The sequence below is a fragment of the Neisseria sicca genome, assembly GCF_003044565.1.
GTDB lineage: Bacteria > Pseudomonadota > Gammaproteobacteria > Burkholderiales > Neisseriaceae > Neisseria > Neisseria sicca_A.
On the sequence record NZ_POXG01000002.1, the window covers coordinates 1 to 18,828 of the forward strand.

The 18,828-nt window shown below is 48.8% G+C and carries 22 protein-coding genes, 3 tRNA genes, 1 pseudogene and 1 riboswitch; of the genes and pseudogenes, 13 read left to right on the forward strand and 13 right to left on the reverse strand.

Features of this window, described 5'->3' with window-relative positions:
* The first annotated feature begins 80 nt into the window (after nucleotides 1–80).
* From DBZ16_RS04490 to DBZ16_RS04500, 3 genes are all read left to right on the forward strand, one after another.
* Nucleotides 81–157 (forward strand) — tRNA-Asp (locus DBZ16_RS04490).
* A 39-nt stretch (nucleotides 158–196) separates the two neighbouring features.
* A tRNA-Val gene (locus DBZ16_RS04495) sits at nucleotides 197–272 on the forward strand.
* Nucleotides 273–304: 32 nt separating this feature from the next.
* A tRNA-Asp gene (locus DBZ16_RS04500) sits at nucleotides 305–381 on the forward strand.
* Nucleotides 382–496: 115 nt separating this feature from the next.
* Here the strand turns inward: DBZ16_RS04500 and DBZ16_RS04505 are convergent.
* The 9 genes from DBZ16_RS04505 to gcvT all read right to left on the reverse strand — a co-directional run bounded on the left by DBZ16_RS04505 (nucleotide 497) and on the right by gcvT (nucleotide 6,851).
* Nucleotides 497–739 carry a sodium:glutamate symporter gene (locus tag DBZ16_RS04505; RefSeq protein WP_107813118.1) on the reverse strand — a complete coding sequence of 81 codons (243 nt, stop codon included), beginning with the start codon at nucleotides 737–739 and terminating at the stop codon, nucleotides 497–499.
* Nucleotides 739–1,236, reverse strand: coding sequence for a hypothetical protein (locus DBZ16_RS04510; RefSeq protein WP_107813119.1), 498 nt, complete (start codon nucleotides 1,234–1,236; stop codon nucleotides 739–741). Before DBZ16_RS04510 ends, DBZ16_RS04505 begins: the two co-directional genes overlap by 1 nt.
* 616 nt (nucleotides 1,237–1,852) lie before the next feature.
* Nucleotides 1,853–2,155: a hypothetical protein gene (locus tag DBZ16_RS04520; RefSeq protein WP_107813120.1), complete on the reverse strand. Its 303-nt coding sequence runs from the start codon at nucleotides 2,153–2,155 to the stop codon at nucleotides 1,853–1,855.
* A 267-nt stretch (nucleotides 2,156–2,422) separates the two neighbouring features.
* A complete protein-coding gene (locus tag DBZ16_RS04525) occupies nucleotides 2,423–3,049 on the reverse strand; it encodes an arylesterase (protein WP_107813121.1) in 627 nt (208 codons plus the stop codon).
* A gap of 42 nt (nucleotides 3,050–3,091) precedes the next feature.
* On the reverse strand, nucleotides 3,092–3,790 hold the full coding sequence (locus DBZ16_RS04530) for an energy transducer TonB (protein ID WP_107813122.1): 699 nt from the start codon (nucleotides 3,788–3,790) through the stop codon (nucleotides 3,092–3,094).
* A gap of 319 nt (nucleotides 3,791–4,109) precedes the next feature.
* Entirely contained in the window at nucleotides 4,110–4,661 is a 552-nt protein-coding gene (locus DBZ16_RS04535) for a DNA-3-methyladenine glycosylase I (RefSeq protein WP_107813123.1), read from the reverse strand.
* A 106-nt stretch (nucleotides 4,662–4,767) separates the two neighbouring features.
* A complete protein-coding gene (gcvH, locus tag DBZ16_RS04540; protein ID WP_080542344.1) occupies nucleotides 4,768–5,154 on the reverse strand; it encodes a glycine cleavage system protein GcvH in 387 nt (128 codons plus the stop codon).
* A 66-nt stretch (nucleotides 5,155–5,220) separates the two neighbouring features.
* Nucleotides 5,221–5,670 (reverse strand): Ivy family c-type lysozyme inhibitor, encoded by a 450-nt coding sequence (locus DBZ16_RS04545; protein WP_039404759.1) that lies wholly within the window; start codon nucleotides 5,668–5,670, stop codon nucleotides 5,221–5,223.
* 83 nt (nucleotides 5,671–5,753) lie between these two features.
* Complete coding sequence (gcvT, locus tag DBZ16_RS04550) at nucleotides 5,754–6,851, reverse strand: glycine cleavage system aminomethyltransferase GcvT (RefSeq protein WP_107813124.1); 1,098 nt, start codon at nucleotides 6,849–6,851, stop codon at nucleotides 5,754–5,756.
* 204 nt (nucleotides 6,852–7,055) lie between these two features.
* Nucleotides 7,056–7,152, reverse strand: a riboswitch (glycine riboswitch).
* Nucleotides 7,153–7,445: 293 nt separating this feature from the next.
* Here gcvT and DBZ16_RS04560 point away from each other — a divergent pair.
* The 4 genes from DBZ16_RS04560 (at nucleotide 7,446) to DBZ16_RS04575 (ending at nucleotide 9,809) form a co-directional block, all read left to right on the forward strand.
* Entirely contained in the window at nucleotides 7,446–7,928 is a 483-nt protein-coding gene (locus DBZ16_RS04560; RefSeq protein ID WP_107813125.1) for an Lrp/AsnC family transcriptional regulator, read from the forward strand.
* 159 nt (nucleotides 7,929–8,087) lie between these two features.
* Entirely contained in the window at nucleotides 8,088–8,675 is a 588-nt protein-coding gene (locus DBZ16_RS04565; RefSeq protein ID WP_107813126.1) for a DUF1415 domain-containing protein, read from the forward strand.
* A gap of 21 nt (nucleotides 8,676–8,696) precedes the next feature.
* Entirely contained in the window at nucleotides 8,697–9,056 is a 360-nt protein-coding gene (locus DBZ16_RS04570) for a YbaN family protein (RefSeq protein WP_107813127.1), read from the forward strand.
* Between the two features lie 132 nt (nucleotides 9,057–9,188).
* A complete protein-coding gene (locus DBZ16_RS04575; RefSeq protein WP_107813128.1) occupies nucleotides 9,189–9,809 on the forward strand; it encodes an L-threonylcarbamoyladenylate synthase in 621 nt (206 codons plus the stop codon).
* Between the two features lie 250 nt (nucleotides 9,810–10,059).
* Here DBZ16_RS04575 and DBZ16_RS04585 read toward each other — a convergent pair whose 3' ends face one another.
* Complete coding sequence (locus DBZ16_RS04585) at nucleotides 10,060–10,806, reverse strand: amino acid ABC transporter permease (protein WP_107813130.1); 747 nt, start codon at nucleotides 10,804–10,806, stop codon at nucleotides 10,060–10,062.
* Between the two features lie 359 nt (nucleotides 10,807–11,165).
* Here DBZ16_RS04585 and yegQ point away from each other — a divergent pair, with 359 nt between their 5' ends.
* From yegQ to DBZ16_RS04620, 6 genes are all read left to right on the forward strand, one after another.
* A complete protein-coding gene (yegQ, locus tag DBZ16_RS04595) occupies nucleotides 11,166–12,518 on the forward strand; it encodes a tRNA 5-hydroxyuridine modification protein YegQ (protein ID WP_107813132.1) in 1,353 nt (450 codons plus the stop codon).
* A 56-nt stretch (nucleotides 12,519–12,574) separates the two neighbouring features.
* Nucleotides 12,575–12,775 carry a hypothetical protein gene (locus tag DBZ16_RS04600; protein ID WP_107813133.1) on the forward strand — a complete coding sequence of 67 codons (201 nt, stop codon included), beginning with the start codon at nucleotides 12,575–12,577 and terminating at the stop codon, nucleotides 12,773–12,775.
* A 227-nt stretch (nucleotides 12,776–13,002) separates the two neighbouring features.
* Complete coding sequence (locus tag DBZ16_RS04605; protein ID WP_074896349.1) at nucleotides 13,003–13,740, forward strand: methionine ABC transporter ATP-binding protein; 738 nt, start codon at nucleotides 13,003–13,005, stop codon at nucleotides 13,738–13,740.
* A gap of 1 nt (nucleotide 13,741) precedes the next feature.
* Nucleotides 13,742–14,428 carry a methionine ABC transporter permease gene (locus DBZ16_RS04610; RefSeq protein WP_107813134.1) on the forward strand — a complete coding sequence of 229 codons (687 nt, stop codon included), beginning with the start codon at nucleotides 13,742–13,744 and terminating at the stop codon, nucleotides 14,426–14,428.
* A gap of 165 nt (nucleotides 14,429–14,593) precedes the next feature.
* Nucleotides 14,594–15,151 carry a hypothetical protein gene (locus DBZ16_RS04615; protein WP_240600232.1) on the forward strand — a complete coding sequence of 186 codons (558 nt, stop codon included), beginning with the start codon at nucleotides 14,594–14,596 and terminating at the stop codon, nucleotides 15,149–15,151.
* Nucleotides 15,152–15,217: 66 nt separating this feature from the next.
* Nucleotides 15,218–16,174 carry a MetQ/NlpA family ABC transporter substrate-binding protein gene (locus DBZ16_RS04620; protein WP_107813136.1) on the forward strand — a complete coding sequence of 319 codons (957 nt, stop codon included), beginning with the start codon at nucleotides 15,218–15,220 and terminating at the stop codon, nucleotides 16,172–16,174.
* A 279-nt stretch (nucleotides 16,175–16,453) separates the two neighbouring features.
* On the opposite strand, the gene DBZ16_RS04625 is transcribed toward DBZ16_RS04620, so the two are convergent.
* The 3 genes and pseudogenes from DBZ16_RS04625 to DBZ16_RS04635 form a co-directional block, all read right to left on the reverse strand.
* Nucleotides 16,454–17,173, reverse strand: coding sequence for a hypothetical protein (locus DBZ16_RS04625; protein WP_107813137.1), 720 nt, complete (start codon nucleotides 17,171–17,173; stop codon nucleotides 16,454–16,456).
* 163 nt (nucleotides 17,174–17,336) lie between these two features.
* Nucleotides 17,337–17,402 (reverse strand): annotated as a pseudogene (locus DBZ16_RS16685) (transposase); the annotation flags it as partial.
* A gap of 109 nt (nucleotides 17,403–17,511) precedes the next feature.
* The gene (locus DBZ16_RS04635) at nucleotides 17,512–18,690 is read right to left on the reverse strand and encodes a glycosyltransferase (RefSeq protein WP_107813138.1); all 1,179 of its coding nucleotides are present in this window, start codon (nucleotides 18,688–18,690) and stop codon (nucleotides 17,512–17,514) included.
* Nucleotides 18,691–18,828 lie beyond the last annotated feature (138 nt).

Here is an 18,828-nt window from a genome sequence, read left to right on the forward strand (position 1 = left end):
TGCCTTACAAGCAGAATGTCGGCGGTTCGACTCCGTCATCACCCACCAAGTTTCCTTTCATTGTTGCAAAACAATGATGCGCGGTGGTAGCTCAGTTGGTTAGAGTACCGGCCTGTCACGCCGGGGGTCGCGGGTTCGAGCCCCGTCCGCCGCGCCAAATTTCAAAATACTGACATTGTCGGTATTTTTTATTTTCGGGTGATTAGCTCAGTTGGTAGAGCGTCTGCCTTACAAGCAGAATGTCGGCGGTTCGACTCCGTCATCACCCACCAAGTTTCCTTTCATTGTTGCAAAACAATGATGCGCGGTGGTAGCTCAGTTGGTTAGAGTACCGGCCTGTCACGCCGGGGGTCGCGGGTTCGAGCCCCGTCCGCCGCGCCAAATTTAAAAAATACCGGCTTTTGCCGGTATTTTTTTGCGCGTAAGAAACGAACGCAGAAAAGAGCGGTATTCAGTTTTTCAGACGACGTGCATTAGGAAGGTCGTCTGAAAAGCTTCAATCAGCGTTCTCATCGCGTTCATCATACTTTCTCAGAAAAATCACTGTCCAAATTAAGCTGATTAAAATACTGCCAAAAAAGGCAATCTCAAAAAAAACAACCAAAGCCCCGAGACACCCGACCCCGCAATTTCCGCTATTGCTGCTCAGAAAAGCATTAATATAAGCGACGACATAAAGAATTGCCACAAACTCAGGAATAGCCATCAACCAAATACCTAAAACACTCAACCATTTCATCAGCGTTTTTCAACCTCGTTTTTTTCCATTTTAGGCAGCATGGTGGATGGTCCAGCGGAAGATATCATCCCTGCGGCAGCCACATATAGGCTGAACAGACCGGATGCTGAAAAAGGAACGTTTTTCCAATTCACCAACCCCATTATCTGAAGAAGGAAGGAGGAAAAAATCCAATAATAAAATGCCGTCAAACCTGCCGCCTTCATCCTGTCTTTACTATTACATTTCAAATTCATCTTCTTGGCGGTATAACCGACAAAATAACTAGGAATACAATAAAGTAGCAACAAAAGTCCCAAAATCAATAGAGAAAATGGAAAAGCAAATTTCAAAAAGAAAAACACATCTGTCAGCAGGCTGGAAATATTTATTCCCTGAATAGGAAAAAGAAAAAAAATCAGCAATAACTGAATAATAAAAATCGGCAATCCCAATATTAAATTAGAGCGCGTGTAATTTCGATAAGGATTGAAATCTTTTTCTAGTGAATGTTCCATAATCTTTCTTCGTAAACTCTGCGAATAGCATTTACGCTAAACACTTATCCTTCTCTCTACAAGATTCGTATCCCTTTTCTTTTTAAAAGGTCGTCTGAAAATATTTAAGTAATATTCTTGTGACGTTTATTATCCTTTATTAGGAAAACTACCGTCCAAATTAAGCTAATCAACAAACTGCCAAAAAATGCAATCTGCAAAAAAGTATACAAATTTTCAAAGCAATTGACTTCACAATGTCTGCTATTGCTTTCCAAAAAAGGAGAAATCCAGCTGATAATATAAAGAATTGCCACAAACTCAGGAATAGCCATCAACCAAATACCTAAAATTTTCAATAATTTTATCAGCACTTTACAACCTCATTTTTTAGCATTTAGACAGTATATATGACGTTACGGTAAAAAACAACGCTCCTGCAATGACCACATACAGACTGAACAACCTGAATACTGAAAAAGAAAAATCCTGCAACAACATCTGAACGAGAATGAACGGGAAAACTAATAATAAAATGCCCCAAAACCTGCCGCTTTCAGACGACCTTATCAGACTGTTGAGACTTAACCCAATCTGCAGTTACTGCTTCGATAACTACATGAAGGCAGGTCTCAAATTACTGATTTTTTTCTTGAAGGAATTGATTAAAGTTTAAAAAAAAGCTATTCAATGCCATTTCTTCATCGTAATAGAGGGAAAATAGCAATTTATCCCATGAAACGCTATATCGATCAATGTTGAACTTTGCTTGAATCCAGTCTGTAAATTCTATCAGTATTTCTGAATTATCTGTTTGTTTAGGATTTCTAAAATGCCAACCATCTAGAAAGGCTTTTAAGCAAAAAATACTATTGCGTCCAATATACATTGCCGGCCTTTTTTCTATTTCTAAAATAAGCTTTACAATGTTATTTTGCATTTTTAGTCTTTCTTAAAAAAACACCGAATGTTTCATAATCTTTCTTCGTAAACTCTGAGAACAGCATTTAGAGTGGATTAAATTTAAACCAGTACGGCGTTGCCTCGCCTTGCCGTACTATTTGTACTGTCTGCGGCTTCGTCGCCTTGTCCTGATTTAAATTTAATCCACTATACTCTGCCCCGCTACACTACAAGATTCACATTCCGTTTCTTTTTTAAAAGGTCGTCTGAAAACGAAATTCACGAAGTAAATTACCGTTTACTCCTACAAAAAACCCTCTTCCCGCAAAAACTTCTCCAGCCTCTCCGCAAATACCTTATAGCCCGCCGCGTTGGCGTGTATTTGATCGGATTTCAACTTCTCATCACTCAAAATTTCAGACCATGCGCCTTCAAACAAAGGGATTTTGTATTGTTCGGCAAGTTCCTGATAAAGCGGGTGATCGCTCAAATGACCGAACAATGCGCCGACACTCAAGTGCGGTACGCCCACTAAGACGGCGGGGATATTTTCCTTCTGCACGCTTTCGATGATTTCGACAATATTGGCGCGGGTTTCGGCTTCGGTTAATTTGCGCAGGAAATCGTTGCCGCCTATGCTGATAATCACAAGCTTGGGTTGGCGTTGCAACAGCGCAGGCAGACGCGACAGGGCTTGTGCGGAGGTATCGCCGGAAATGCCGCCATTGATAATGTCCCAACCGGTCAGCTTTTGCAATTGCGCAGGATAGGATTCGGCAGGACTCGCGCCGTAGCCGTAGGTCAACGAGTCACCCAAAGCAAGTACGGTATTGCCTGCGGCAATTTTCGTCTGCTTCTTGCCGGATTTACTGCCGCAAGCTGCAAGCAGCAAAACGCTTGTGTAAGCAAGGAATGTTCTTCGTGTGAGCATATTTTGTTTCTGATTCTCTAAAGTATCACGGAAGCTGCTGCGTTAATTTTGTACATCTTGATCTTGAAGATGGAAAGTGATAGGCATACTAAATTTCGTCCATACAGGTTTGCCATTTTTAACGTTAGGTAAAAAGATGCCTCCCATTGCCCCTTTCCTTGCCGCATTATCCAACCAGCTAGAACCTGAGCGTTCTATCACCTTGATGCTCTCCAATTTACCCTCCGGCGAAACTACGCCCTCCAATATAACCTTACCCTCATCCCCATTTTCCTGTGCTGCAGGAGGATAAGGAATGTTCACCCGTCGATATAAACCGCCTTTATAGTTGTCGTTCTCCCCATAGAGCAAGTAAATATGTTCCGCATAAGACGGAACGTTTTGACACACGCTCTGCACCTCGCCGTTTGCATTGGTTTGATCAGAGCAAGTTTGAGCAGGTTCATATCGCTTCGGACGCTTCTGCGCCAATGCAGCTTTGCACAATGCCGCTCCTGTCGACTGATCTCGGCACACTACGCCATCAACCCTGCCTTTTTTATTAATGACGGACAACACTGACAACACGCCGCCCTTACGTCCGTCAGGCATCGAAACAACCACCACTTGTGGGTTCGCTGCCTGCGGACGTTTTAAGATTTTTTCAACAGGCGGCAGTTTTTTGCCCGGCATGGTGGAACCTGCGGTCAGAGGAGTGGACAGCATCAAGAGTGTTAAAACGGATGGTTTGAACATGTTCATTTTTTGTTTTCTTTATGTTTAATGATTTATCTTGCGGAGTGATTAAAAAGATTATGACATAGAAAATATGAAAAAGCTGAATTTCAAAGGACAAAGTTTGCCTCAAGGTCGTCTGAAAACAGTTATAGTGGATTAACTTTAAACCAGTACGGCGTTGCCTTGCCTTAGCTCAAAGAGAACGATTCTCTAAGGTGCTGAAGCACCAAGTGAATCGGTTCCGTACTATCTGTACTGTCTGCGGCTTCGTCGCCTTGTCCTGATTTTTGTTAATCCACTATATTTCTGAAACCGGCAAAGCAAGTTGCCTCGAAACCCGTTTTCAGACGACCTCTGTCCATTTCGGATGGCATTCTAAAACTTCTTGATAAACCGGACAGCTTTCAATATGCGCGCCGGGCAGGTAGCTGGTACTCATTAAAAATTCGCCGACGATTTCGCCTCCGACAAATTTGAAATGTTTTTTAAAGAGCCTCACCCACTCAGCTTTATCGAGCGGATGGTTCGTATCGAGCCAGTGTTTGAACGAACCGTATTCCTGTTGCAACTTTTTGATTTGTCTAGCATTGTAAATAGCGGCATTGATTTTCAGGCGGTTGCGGACGATGCCTGCGTCGGCAAGCAGGCGTTCGATATCGGCTTCGTCGAATACGGCGACAGTGTCAATGTCGAAATCTTTAAATGCAGCCCGAAACGCCTGTTGTTTCTTCAACATCAACGTCCAGCTCAAACCCGCCTGATTGATTTCCAACACCAGCCGCCCGAACAACTCATTGTCGTCTGAAATCGGAAAACCGTATTGCGTATCGTGGTAATGTTTGTTCGGATTGTCCGTATCGTTTGGGAGAGCGGCAACAAATTCGCAGTAATTCATGTTTTATCAACCAAGCAAAACAAAGGTCGTCTGAAAACCTAAAACGGGGTTTCAGACGACCTTTCAAAATCGAAACGCGGCAAAATGCCTGCCGCGCAAGTTTAAATCAATCCACTTCGCCCGCGTATTGCTCGGCGGTCAGCAAGCCGTCGTAGTCGGCAGGATTGGCAGGTTTGATTTTGAAGAACCAGCCTGCGCCGTAAGGGTCGCTGTTGGCGGTTTCCGGCGCGCTGGGCAAATCTTCGTTGACGGCAACGACTTCGCCCGCAATCGGCGCGTACACGTCGGACGCGGCTTTCACAGACTCAACCACACCGGCTTGTTCTTCAGCGGCAAGGTTCGCGCCGACTTCGGGCAGCTCGACGAACACGATGTCGCCCAATAACTCTTGCGCGTGGTGGGTAATGCCGACGGTGATGGTACCGTCTTCTTCAAGGCGCAGCCATTCGTGGCTGGCAACGTATTTCAGTTCGGCTGGGATGTTGTTGCTCATGGTTAATTCTCCATTGGTTTTTTGGTTTGAAGGTCGTCTGAATCATGCTGTCTCAGGCAGATTGTTTCACGGTTTTTCCAACATTGCTTCTAATTTTTGCTGATCTCGTTTATACCAATTTATTAAATAATTTTCTTCTATTCGGCTACGCGAGCCATAACGTATCACGTTTAAATATCCATTATCATTATGTTTAAACTGAATTCCCACCAACTTTCTAGAATTAATTAAAAAATAAATGATATTGTCTGAACAATTATGTGGTTCACATACTGTTGCTCGTTGGTATTTCTGTGAACCAATTATTACAGGTTCTAATGGTGTAGCAACACCCCCCGCCCCTTTCAACCAATCATCATTTTTATCTCTGACTTCTCGCCATACTTCTTGTCCCCAAATTGCTTTATACGGCTGTTTTTTCACCAAATCAAAAGGATAAATCTCTTTAGCAGAAGCAAACCCCGTAACTAGTACCCAAAATGTAGCTGCAATTGTTATAACCTTACTTTTTCTCATAAAAGTTACCTATTTCATTTTGAATTCATAATTTTCGAAGAGGACAGTAAATTACGTCCTCGTTACGAAAACTAATCTAACGTTTAAAACTGTTTCTGCCCATTACGCACAAACGGCAGCTTCAATACGCGCACGTCCACTTCCTTACCGCGCATCAGCACTTTGGCGGTATCGCCGTCAAAATCTTTCGGTACGCAGGCGATAGCGATGGATTGTTTCAGGCTGGGTGAGAATACGCCGCTGGTGGTTTCGCCTTTGCCTTTGTCGGTCAACACTTCCATATGCGCCCGCAGGATGCCGCCTTTGTCGAGCAGCAAACCGACTTGTTTGACGGCAACGCCTTTTTCTTTCAATGCCAACAAGGCGGCTTTGCCGACGAAATCGCGGTTTTCGTCTTTCAAATCAACGGTCCAGCCCATGCCTGCTTCGAGCGGGCTGGTGTCGTCGTCCATATCGTTGCCGTAAAGATTCATACCGGCTTCCATGCGCAGGGTGTCGCGCGCGCCGAGGCCGCAGGGCTGTACGCCGGCTTGTTGCAGGGCTTTGAAAAATGCGACGGCTTCGGTGCCGGGCAGGATGACTTCGACGCCGTCTTCGCCGGTGTAGCCGGTGCGGGCGACAAACCAGTCATTACCCAAATCCGCGCCTTGGAACGGTTTGAGGTTGTGGACGACATCCGCCCATTCAGGTTTGACGGTCAGGAGTTTTTCGATGGCTTTCGGGCCTTGTACGGCAAGCATACCGAGATCGTAGCGCGGGTTGAAGGCGACGCCGAATTCTTGTCCGATTTTGTGGAACTGGGCGGTGTCTTTTTCGCGGGTCGCGCCGTTGGACACGATACGGTATTGGGTTTCGGCTTCGTTGGTGCGGTAAACGATCAAGTCGTCAATCACGCCGCCGTTGTCGTTGAGCAGCGCGGAATAAAGGGCTTTGCCGACAAAGGAAAGTTTGGCAACATCGTTGGCAATCAGTTTGCGGAAAAAGGCTTTGGCGTTCGCTCCGGCGACGTCGGTAACGAGCATATGGGATACGTCGAACATGCCTGCGTCGGTGCGTACGGCTTCGTGTTCGGCGATTTGTGAACCATAATGGATGGGCAGCTCCCAGCCGGCAAAATCGACCAGCTTCGCGCCTGCATCTTGATGGGCTTGGTGAAACGGGGTGGTTTTCAGGGCAGTCATTCTCAGCTTCTCCGGATTTATTGTTCAGATGCCGTCCGCACATAAGCGCGGAAGACCCTATCTGTCCTTGAACCTGAGATTTTCGGCCGTATCCGCTTGATGACAAACCAGTCTGCTCACTGCTTTGCGCGGTTGTCTGAATGGTGGTTCAGACGACCTTCTCCCCTTCGGTGGGTGCGATCGCACCGCTCTCCAGATGTTTTATTTCAATGTGCAGTCCCTGTTGCCTGAGCGATTTAAGGGCATCTGCGCCTTCGGCGGCTACGCGTAACCTGATGTAGCTCTCTCCTGCACATGGCGCGATTATGGCTTGAAAAGACAGTTTGGGCAAGCCGTGTTTTATATGACGGACATTCGTTTTGCCAAAATTGGCTAAAGCCTGTTTGCGGGGATGGAAATTAAATCAATTTGTTTGCATCCATACTTTTTAACACAGATTATTTTCAAAAATACTTTTTCATTGGTTGATTGTATGTTAAGTAAATGTTATTTGTTATATACTCTGCCTGACTGGTCAATTTAAGTGGTCAATTTGAGCGTTCAAACGAACGCAATCCGACTGATTTTCAACCTATACAACAGGGAGCAAACTAAATGATACCGATAACCTTGGATAAAACCGACCTTAAAATCTTACAAGTCCTGCAAGAAAACGGCAGATTGACCAATGTCGAATTATCCGAGCGAATCGCGCTTTCACCCTCTCCCTGCCTGCGCCGCCTGAAACAATTGGAAGACGCGGGTATCATTCGCCAATATGCCGCCCTGCTCTCCCCCGCAGCCGTCCATCTGGGCTTGCAGGCATTTATCCGCGTTTCCATCAGCAAGGCAAAAGATGCGCGCAAAGACTTTGCGAAATCGGTGCAAGAATGGCCCGAAGTATTGAGCTGCTTCGCCCTGACCGGCGAAACCGATTACCTGCTCCACGCATTTTTTACCGATATGAACTCGTTTTCCCATTTCGTTTTGGACACGCTCCTGTCTCACCACGGCGTACAAGACGCGCAGTCCAGCTTCGTGTTGAAAGAAATCAAAAACACAACCGCCCTGCCGCTAGGACACCTCATCCCCGATTAAGGGCAAAACATAAAGGTCGTCTGAAAACGAAAACCCTGTATTTTCAGCGTTTTCATTTTCAGACGACCTTTTTCCGTCCTCATGGCGGTATCCTGAAAACAGAAAGTTTTATGCTATACTTGAGAATTATTTTTAATTAAAGCCAATCCGAATTCCCGCATGACTACCCCCGACTCCGCCACCGTAACCGACCACACCCGCCAATGGCTCGAAAAAGCCGTCATCGGACTCAACCTCTGCCCTTTCGCCAAAGCGCCGCACGTCAAAAACCTCGTACGCATCAGCGTCAGCCAAGCCCGTCATCTGGACGGTTTCCTCGAAGACCTAGACCGTGAATTGCAGCTTTTGGGCGACACGCCCGCCGACGAGCTGGAAACCACCCTTCTTGTCCACCCGACCCTTTTCCCCGACTTCGACACTTTCAACCAAATGCTCGACATTGCCGACGCCGCCGTTGTCGACAACGGTTTGGAAGGCATTGTCCAAATCGCCCCGTTTCATCCCGATTTCCAATTTGAAGGCACGGATTCAGACGACATCAGCAACTACACCAACCGCTCGCCCTACCCCACCCTGCACCTCATCCGCGAAGACAGCATCGCCAAAGCCGCACAAGCCTTCCCCGATGCCTCCGCCATTTTCGAGCGCAACATCGCCCTACTCGAAGAAATGGGACACGAAGGCTGGGACAAGCTCGATATTCCCCGCTGCCCGTTTGATCACGGCAAATCCAAAGAATCCGAATAAAACCTTCAACAAAACAACAATATGATTCGTTACTTACTCATCTTTTGCGGCGCAGTTTCCTTACTTTTAGGTATCATCGGCATTTTCCTGCCATTGCTGCCAACCACGCCTTTCGTCTTGCTCGCCGCCGCCTGCTGGGCGAAAGCCTCGCCCCGCTTCCACCGCTGGCTGCACCAACACCGCTATTTCGGCCCCATGGTGCAAAACTGGGAAAACAACGGCGCCGTCCCGCGCAAAGCCAAAATCTTCGCCATCAGCATGATGGGCCTATCCTGCATCTTCATGTTTTGGCGCTTCCCCGAACAATGGTGGATAGGCGCAGTATCCACATTGGGCTGCGGCTGCGTCGCCGTCTGGATGTGGCTGCGTCCCGAACCCTGATTCGTGTTCAAAACCAAGGTCGTCTGAAAACGCGGCTTCCGTTCCGAAACCGTATTTTCAGACGACCTTTTGTCATTTCAAAGTATCGGTTTTAAAATATCGGCAACACAAACCATCAAAAGGAAAGCCGTCATGGCACAATTCTTCGCCATTCACCCCGACAACCCGCAGGAACGCCTGATCAAACAAGCCGCCGACATCGTCCGCAGCGGCGGGGTTGTCGTGTATCCCACCGACTCCTGCTACGCGCTCGGCTGTAAACTCGGCGACAAAGCCGCGATGGAACGCATCCTCGCCATCCGCAAAATCGACTTGAAACACCACCTGACTCTGATGTGCGCCGATTTGAGCGAATTGGGCACTTACGCCAAAGTCGACAACGCCCAATTCCGCCAACTCAAAGCCGCCACTCCCGGCAGCTACACCTTCATCCTGCAGGCCACCAAAGAAGTCCCCAACCGCACGCTGCACCCGAAACGCAAAACCATCGGTCTGCGCGTTCCCGACAACAACATCGCCTTGAGCCTGTTGCAGGAATTGGGCGAGCCGCTGCTCAGTTGCACCCTGATGCTGCCTGAAGACGACGAGCCGCTGACCGATCCTTACGAAATCCGCGACCGCCTCGAGCACAGCGTCGATTTGGTCATTGACGGCGGCTGGTGCGGCACCGAGCCGACCACCGTCATCGACATGACCGATGGCACAGAACTCATCCGCCAAGGCAAAGGCGACATCGCCCTATTCGGTCTGTAAACCCCGAAAACTATAGTGGATTAAATTTAAATCAGGACAAGGCGACGAAGCCGCAGACAGTACAGATAGTACGGAACCGATTCACTTGGTGCTTCAGCACCTTAGAGAATCGTTCTCTTTGAGCTAAGGCGAGGCAACGCCGTACTGGTTTAAAGTTAATCCACTATAAAAGGTCGTCTGAAAACCCGAATCGGTTTTCAGACGACCTTTTGACATTGCCCTAGCCGAAAACAATCGACTTATTCGAAAATCAACGATGCTGCGGGTTGTAACGGCTTTCCAAACGCAGGAACACCCAGCCCAAGAAAGTCGTCATCAAGAGATAAATCATCGCGACGGTATAAAGCGGTTCTTCATAAACAGAATAGCGGCCGCTAATCGTACTTTGTACATAAGCCAGCTCAGCCACAGCGATGACAGACAAGAGCGAACTGTCTTTCAAAAGAGTAATAAATTCGCTGGCAAGCGGCGGCAGCATACGGCGCAGCGCCTGCGGAAGAATCACATAGCGCATCGCCTGCGGATAACTCAAACCCAGCGAACGCGCCGCCTCCATCTGACCGCGGTCGATGGACTGGATGCCCGCACGAAAAATCTCGCAGATATACGCGCCGGAGTTGGCAATCAGGGCAAGCGAACCGGCAATCAGCGCGCCGTAAGAACGTCGGATTTCTACCGCCTCGTCGCCGTTGATCAGCAAACCGTCGGTAGGATGGACGAAAAACGGGAACCAGACGTAAGACCAAATCACAATCTGTACAAACAGCGGCGTACCACGGAACAGCGTTACATACAGCAACGAAACCTTACGCAAAACCCAAGCCAGCGCACGCATGGGCGCACCCGCCTTTTCCAGATGAATCAAGCGCGCCAGCGCGAGCAGCAGACCCAATACGGAGCCGCCCGCCGTCGCCACTACGGTCAAACCCAGCGTCGTCAGCGCGCCGTAGAAAAACATCCAGCGGTATTCGTAAATAATGTCAAACCGAAAATCCATACTCGTCCGCCTGTCTAAAACTCTGGGAAACGGTTTGCGGCAGCTGCCCGATTCCCGAACATTGGAAAAATGAAACTCGATATTTTACAAGAAAATACATTTTTTGAATGCCTTTTTGTTAAATTAATCGGGTTACATCCGTTTTTTTACATTTCCCCATCCGTCGCGCCTATCCGCCAATCGTCGCACTCGAATCCGTTTTCCTCTGAAAAAACAACGCAAAACAATCCCGATATGCCGCCGCAAAATTGACCGTCCCGACAAAAAGGCGGATAATCCGCCCATCCTTAAAACACCGTTTCAGACGACCTTTTCCCGTGATTTAAAAGGTCGTCTGAAACCTTTTATAAAGCACGAACATGAAAGCACCCGAACTCCTCCTTCCCGCCGGCGGCCTCGAACGTATGCGCGCCGCCTACGACTACGGCGCAGACGCCGTTTATGCCGGCAGCCCGCGTTATTCCCTGCGCGCCCGCAACAACGAATTTGCGAAACTCGACGTCCTCGAGCAAGGCATTAAAGAAGCGCACGAACGCAACAAAAAATTCTTTTTGACCGTCAACACCCTGCCGCACAATTCCAAACTCAAAACCTTCGTCACCGACATGGAGCCGCTGATTGCCATGAAACCCGACGCGCTGATTATGGCGGATCCGGGTTTGATTATGACCGTGCGCGAAAAATGGCCGGAAATGCCGATCCACCTGTCCGTACAGGCGAACACCACCAACTACTGGGGCGTGAAATTCTGGCAGAACATCGGCGTTGAACGCATCATCCTGTCACGCGAATTGAGCATGGAAGAAATCGCCGAAATCCGCCAAGAATGCCCCGACATCGAACTCGAAGTCTTCATCCACGGCGCATTGTGCATCGCTTATTCAGGTCGTTGCCTGTTGTCAGGCTATTTCAACCACCGCGACCCCAACCAAGGTACCTGCACTAACTCCTGCCGCTGGGATTACAAAGTCCACAACGCCACTGAAAGCGATGCGGGCGACGCCCAGCTTCTGCAAGGCTTCAACTTTGAAAAAGCCCAAGAAGAAGCCAACCAAAACTTCGAAGGCATCAACGGTCAGAAACGCCACCCCTACGCCGACAAAGTCTTCCTGATTGAAGAGTCCAACCGCCCAGGCGAAATGATGCCGATTATGGAAGACGAACACGGCACCTACATCATGAATTCCAAAGACCTGCGCGGCATTGAAGTGGTTGAGAAACTCGCCAAAATCGGCGTAGACAGCCTCAAAGTCGAAGGTCGCACCAAGTCGCTCTACTACGTCGCCCGCGTCGCCCAGTCCTACCGCAAAGCGATTGACGATGCCGTCGCAGGCCGTCCGTTCGACTACGGCTTATTGAGCGAACTCGAAGGCCTCGCCAACCGCGGTTACACTAGTGGCTTCCTCGAACGCCACCAAACCCAAGACTATCAAAACTACCTCAGCGGCCATTCCACCGCCAAACAAAGCCAATACGTCGGCCACGTTACTGAAATCGACGCCGAAGGCTGGGCAACAGTGGAAGTCAAAAACCGCTTTGCCGTCGGCGACACCTTGGAAATCATCCATCCCGAAGGCAACCAAACCATTACGCTGGAACAAATGACCCGCAAAGGCGCAGCCGTCGAAGTCGCCCCGGGCAACGGCATCCAAGTCAAAATCCCGAATATGCAGGGCAAAGAAAAAGCCTTGTTGGCGCGGGTTATCAAATAATCAAAAGGTCGTCTGAAAATTTCCAGACGACCTTTTGTCTTTTGTTAAGGAATTGTATGAACGAAGAAACCAAACAGGCGGCTCAGACCATAGGTCGTCTGAAACGTAAAGCCAGCGACGAAGAACGGCTGCAAGGCTGGCGCGAAACCTGCGCCGAACAAGTGTTAAGCGGCGAATTTATCCTGACCGCCAAGCTCAACGGCGCGGCTTATACCGAGGAAGAAGCCCATATGGTGGCGGAGCTTTTCGGCAAATAAACCGACAATCTGTTACTTTAAAATTACAAATCATATCAAAACTTGACAAAATTACCGATTTTGATTATAGTCGTATCTGAGTTAACATTGCCGATTTGACACAGCTTGCGGGCATAAACAGCTAAAGCGTATTTTCATTTTCTGCTGTTTTTATTCCTTTCTTTATATCCAAGCCCGTTGTGTACAGCATCGGGCTTCTTTTTTTCCGGAAGTATCAGGAAGTATTTATGATTATTTTGGACAACGTTTCCAAACATTACCAAACGCGCGACAAAACCCGTTTTGCCGCCGTCGAGCCGACCAGCCTCGAAATCCAAGACGGCGAAATCTTCGGTCTGATGGGCTATTCCGGCGCGGGCAAATCCACCCTGTTGCGCCTGATTAACCTGTTGGAACGTCCCGACAGCGGCAAGGTCAATGTGTGCGGACAAGAGCTGACCGCGCTCGATGCCGCTGCATTGCGTCAGGCGCGGCAGAATATCGGCATGGTGTTTCAGCAGTTCAATCTTTTGAGCAACCGCACCGTCGCCGACAATGTTGCCTTTCCTTTGGAAATCGCCGGATGGTCGTCTGAAAAAATCAAAGAACGTGTTAAAGAATGCCTTGAAATCGTCGGCTTGACCGAACGCGCCGACCACTACCCCGCCCAGCTTTCCGGCGGACAAAAACAGCGCGTCGGCATCGCCCGCGCGCTCGCACCCAAACCCCAAGTCATCCTCGCCGACGAACCCACTTCCGCCCTCGACCCCGCCACCACGCGCAGCGTCTTGGAATGTTTGGAAGACATCAACAAACGCTTCAACGTCACCATCGTCATCGTAACCCACGAAATGAGCGTCATCCGTCGCCTGTGCGACCGCGCCGCCCTTTTGGATAAAGGAAAAGTGGTGGAAATCGTCGAAGTACACGGCAACCAAATCCACGCCCAATCCGAAATCGGGCGCGAACTGATTCGGGAGGACTGATATGGCAGACTTAACATTCGAACAAGCCGTTTCTACCATCGTCGGTATGAAAGACGAAATCATCCGCGCTTTGGGCGAAACCTTCGTCATGGTCGGGTTGTCCACCACGTTTGCCGTCATCTTCGGCACGCTGCTAGGCGTCTTGCTTTTCGTGACTTCCAGCCGCCAGCTTCATTACAACAAGCCGGTGAATTTCCTGCTCGACAACTTAGTCAACCTGATGCGCGCCTTCCCCTTCGTCATCCTGATGATTGCCATGATACCCGCGACCCGCGCCATCGTCGGTAGCACCATCGGCCCGATTGCCGCCTCGCTGGTATTGAGCGTGTCCGGCCTGTTTTACTTCGCCCGACTGGTGGAACAAAACCTGCGCGAAGTCCCCAAAGGCGTGATTGAAGCCGCCACCGCCATGGGCGCCTCGCCGCTTGCCATCGTCCGCAAAGTCCTCTTGAACGAAGCCCGCGCGGGCATGGTTTCCAGCATCACCGTCCTCGCCATCGGCCTGCTCTCATACAGCGCGGCGGCAGGCATGATAGGCGGCGGCGGCTTGGGCGACCTTGCCATCCGCTACGGCTACTACCGCTATCAAACCGAAGTCATCATCTTCATCGTCGCCCTCCTCGTGCTGCTCGTTATCCTGATTCAAAGCACCGGCAACGCATTGGCGCGGAAATTGGACAAACGTTAAACCTCACAAACGTAAACAAGGTCGTCTGAAAATACACCTGATGCATTTTCAGACGACCTTTTGAGTGAAAAATACAACATGAAATCCGCCAAAAAAATTCTAATTGCCATTTATTTAGTCAATATCGGCAATATCCTTTGGTACTTTATTGGCCCCATGAACCATATGCCGAAAATATGGTACATAGGGCTGAGTATCGGCATCTTTCTTGCCCAACTCGTCATCTTGGAAAAATTAGAACACCCGCCCTCCGACGTCAACGCGCACAACAGCAAAATGCTGCGTAACGATATGGGTTTCTTCATTTTATTGTGTGTCGGGCTATTGGCTGTCTTTATGATATGGTCCCTTATCGCTTCCCCTGTCCCCATTTGGGGCATCCTTTCATTTGACGATATGGTTTCCATAGGGGAAATGAACGGATCAATTGGCACGATGGACATCGATGAAATGGGCGAAATCAGCGAGCCGGATGAAAGTGCCATGATGGCTGAAGACTATGGTGATGAAATGGACGGACACGCCGTAATAGACGAAACAGATGAAATGTATGAAAGTCCCGATACCGCCTTTGATGTTTCTCCGTTCGCCACCTCGTTAGATTGGCTTAAAATCATCTCAGCCCTGACTTTTAAAGCAGGATTGATTTGGCTGTGTTACCGTTCCGTCAAAGGGCTGTACTTCACCATAAAAAACCGTCCCGTTTCCCATAAATGGATTTAAAATCCCAACTGTCCCGACGGCAGAGGCCGTCTGAAAAATCGACTTAACACTTACCAGGAGTAAAACATGCAGACAAACACCTTATTCAAAACCCTTTCCGCCGCCGCGCTCGCCGTAGTACTCGCAGCCTGCGGCGGCCAAAAAGACGGCACACCTGCAGCATCCGCCGCATCGCCTGCCGCCGACAATGGCGCGAAAAAAGAAATCGTCTTCGGCACGACCGTCGGCGACTTCGGCGACATGGTCAAAGACCAAATCAAACCTGCGCTGGAGAAAAAAGGTTATACCGTCAAATTGGTCGAATTCACCGACTACGTCCGCCCCAACCTCGCTTTGGCAGAAGGCGAGCTGGACATCAATATTTTCCAACACAAGCCTTATTTGGACGACTTCAAAAAAGAACACAAATTAGACATCACCGAAGTCTTCCAAGTGCCGACTGCGCCTTTAGGTCTGTATCCGGGCAAACTGAAATCGCTGGACGAAGTCAAAGACGGCAGCAGCGTTTCCGCGCCTAACGACCCGTCCAACTTCGCCCGCGCGCTGGTAATGTTGAACGAATTGGGCTGGGTTAAGTTGAAAGACGGTGTGAATCCGCTGACCGCTTCCAAAGCCGACATCGCCGAAAACCTGAAAAACATCAAAATCGTAGAACTTGAAGCCGCACAACTGCCGCGCAGCCGCGCCGACGTCGATTTCGCCGTTGTTAACGGCAACTACGCCATGAGCAGCGGCATGAAGCTGACCGAATCCCTGTTCCAAGAACCGAGCTTCGCCTACGTCAACTGGGCAGCCGTCAAAACCGCCGACAAAGACAGCCAATGGCTCAAAGACGTAACCGAAGCCTACAACTCCGACGAGTTCAAAGCCTACGCGCGCCAACGCTTCGCAGGTTACAAATACCCTGCCGCCTGGGGTGAAAACGCAGCAGCCGGTGCGAAAGCCGAAGCCGCTTCTACCGCTTCGGCAGCAAGTGCCACAGCAGCCTCCGCAGCCAACTCCGGTGCTTCCGCAGCAAAATAAACTGTAAGCCCTAAAGTAAAAGGTCGTCTGAAACCCCAAATCAGGTTTCAGACGACCTTTTTGCCGTATATGGCGGTCAAATATAGTGGATTAAATTTAAATCAGGACAAGGCGACAAAGCCGCAGACAGTACAGATAGTACGGAACCGATTCACTTGGTGCTTCAGCACCTTAGAGAATCGTTCTCTTTGAGCTAAGGCGAGGTAACGCCGTCCTGGTTTAAAGTTAATCCACTATACATTCAACGCAAAGCAACGTGCCCCAATCTTACGATGACGGTTATTCGTCTTTTATTTTGCCGCGCAAACTCAAGGTTTGCCTTACCGGATGCGAATAGGTGTCTTTTTCCGCCGTCAGTTCCAACTCCAGCTCCGTCAGTTTTTGCAAATACTCGGAAGCTTTAACCATCGGCTCTTTTGTCAATTCTTCAAACTGCTTTTTCGCCTCATCAAACCGGCTCAGTTTGCGCAACATTTCTCCGCGCACAAGCTTGGTATTCACACGTTTTTCAGCCGGCAGGCTGTCATCTTTCAAAGTCAAATCGGCGTAATGCAGGACTTTCTCCAGATCTTGCTGATGACCGCCCAGCCAGCTGGCATGCAAAAATATCGACATCATTTGTTCTGCGTTTTGATTTTCGCCTGCCAACTCCAACATCACCCCCGCCAACCTTTGCGCGGAAGCCTTTTCAGCCACCTGCTTGAGATAAGCCTCGCTTCGGATAACTTTTTCATACTTATCCAATTCTTGTTGCGTAAAGTCGTCCTTAAACATGACAAACTTATTGCTCGGACAAACCGGAATGGGGGCTGGCGCCATAACCATACCTACCGGCTCCAAATCAGTCTTCATATCGATCGAAAAGCCCGACATTACCATAACCGATGTGAATTTTTCGCCGCCTATCGGGCAAGTATGCTCGACCGGACGCGTAGTCAGCGCATGGGCATGCGTACAAACGGCAAGTGACAAGACGAATGCTGAAAGTTTGATTTTCATTGGGAATTCCTTAATATTTGCGTATTTAAAGCGGCATAAATCTTGTTTTGCCTGCCCAAAATTTGAATTTATAGTGGATTAACTTTAAACCAGTACAGCGTTGCCTCGCCTTAGCTCAAAGAGAACGATTCTCTAAGGTGCTGAAGCACCAAGTGAATCGGTTCCGTACTATCTGTACTGTCTGCGGCTTCGTCGCCTTGTCCTGATTTAAATTTAATCCACTATATCGTCAAAAAAGGGAATTCTAATCACAAAGAACCCATATCCGCAAACAATAAAGGCTTGCACCAGACTTTAAGCCTGACCGCAAGCCCCTTCTTTCACATACCGTGATTGATTCACGCTTCCGCCGATTTGCCGGTCACTTTTTCAAACGCTTGAATCAGCCTTCCAACCACGGCATCTTCGCCAAACTCGTTCAAACAATCCGCACGCAATTTTTCCGCCGAAAATTTCTCGCGTTCTTCATACATCCGAATCAGTGCCTCGCTCAATGCTTCTATATTTTCAGTCGGAATCAGATAACCATTATTTTCATTAACTATCGACTGAGGTCCGCCGCACATTGTCGCAATGACCGGCAAGCCTTGTGACAGTGCTTCGATAAACACCACGCCGAACGTTTCCACACGGCTGGCGAGTACAAAAGCATTGCTATGGCGCATCAAATCCAAGACCTCTTCCGTTTTCAAAGCACCCAAAAAGGTGACGGCATGACCGATGCCCAACTCATCAACCAAACGGCGCAGATTCGCTGCTTCCACGCCATTGCCGCCGATTTTGAGTTTAAGGAAGGGGTATTTCTCCAAAGCTTTGGCAAAGGCAGGGAGCAATAAATCATGCCCTTTCAGATGACGCAGATGGGAGACGGAACAAAACGTGAAATCCTGATGGGACTTATCGAAAGGCTCGAACGGACGCGCAAAGTTATCGCCCAAAATATTTGGCAGATATTCCCAGTCCAATCCGTATTTCTCGCGCAGCAACGCACAAAAATCCTTGCTGACCGCAAAGCGTTCCTGACAATGCTGTGCGGATTCTTTCATGATCGGCCATTGGTTTGGGCGGACGAGATTGCGGGCGATTGCGCTGCTGTGTTCGGTAATCACATAAGGAATACCGTATTTTTTTGAGATTTCATACGCCAAAACGCCGCCAAAATTCATCGTATGCGCATGGAGGACATCAGGCTTGCCGTTTTCCGCCACATACCGCTTAAAAGCCTTCATGCCCGCCCTTACCCAACGGATACGGTCGATATCGACGACGGGGCAATGCGGGAAAAAATACATGCTGTCGTAAACATAAGTATTCAAACCGCCCTGATTGTGATGGCGCATTCCGTAAGGTCCGGTCAGAATACTTTTCCATTCGGTCCGCAAAGAACGGAACAAAGGCGCAATGACCCCTACTTTCAAACCCTTGCGCTGCAAAGCCTGCGCCTGCAAACGGAAGAAAATCCCGTCCACATCGGTTTCAGATTTCGGATACCACGATGGAAGAACGACAACATGCATTTTTTACTCCTTACACCAACCCTGCCAAAGACAATCTGCATCATTGCCCACAAAGTCAAAAAATATAAAAATCAATAATTTGGTTATATTATAAATAACAGTACATTTTCAAGTGATTATAAACAACAGCATTACAAC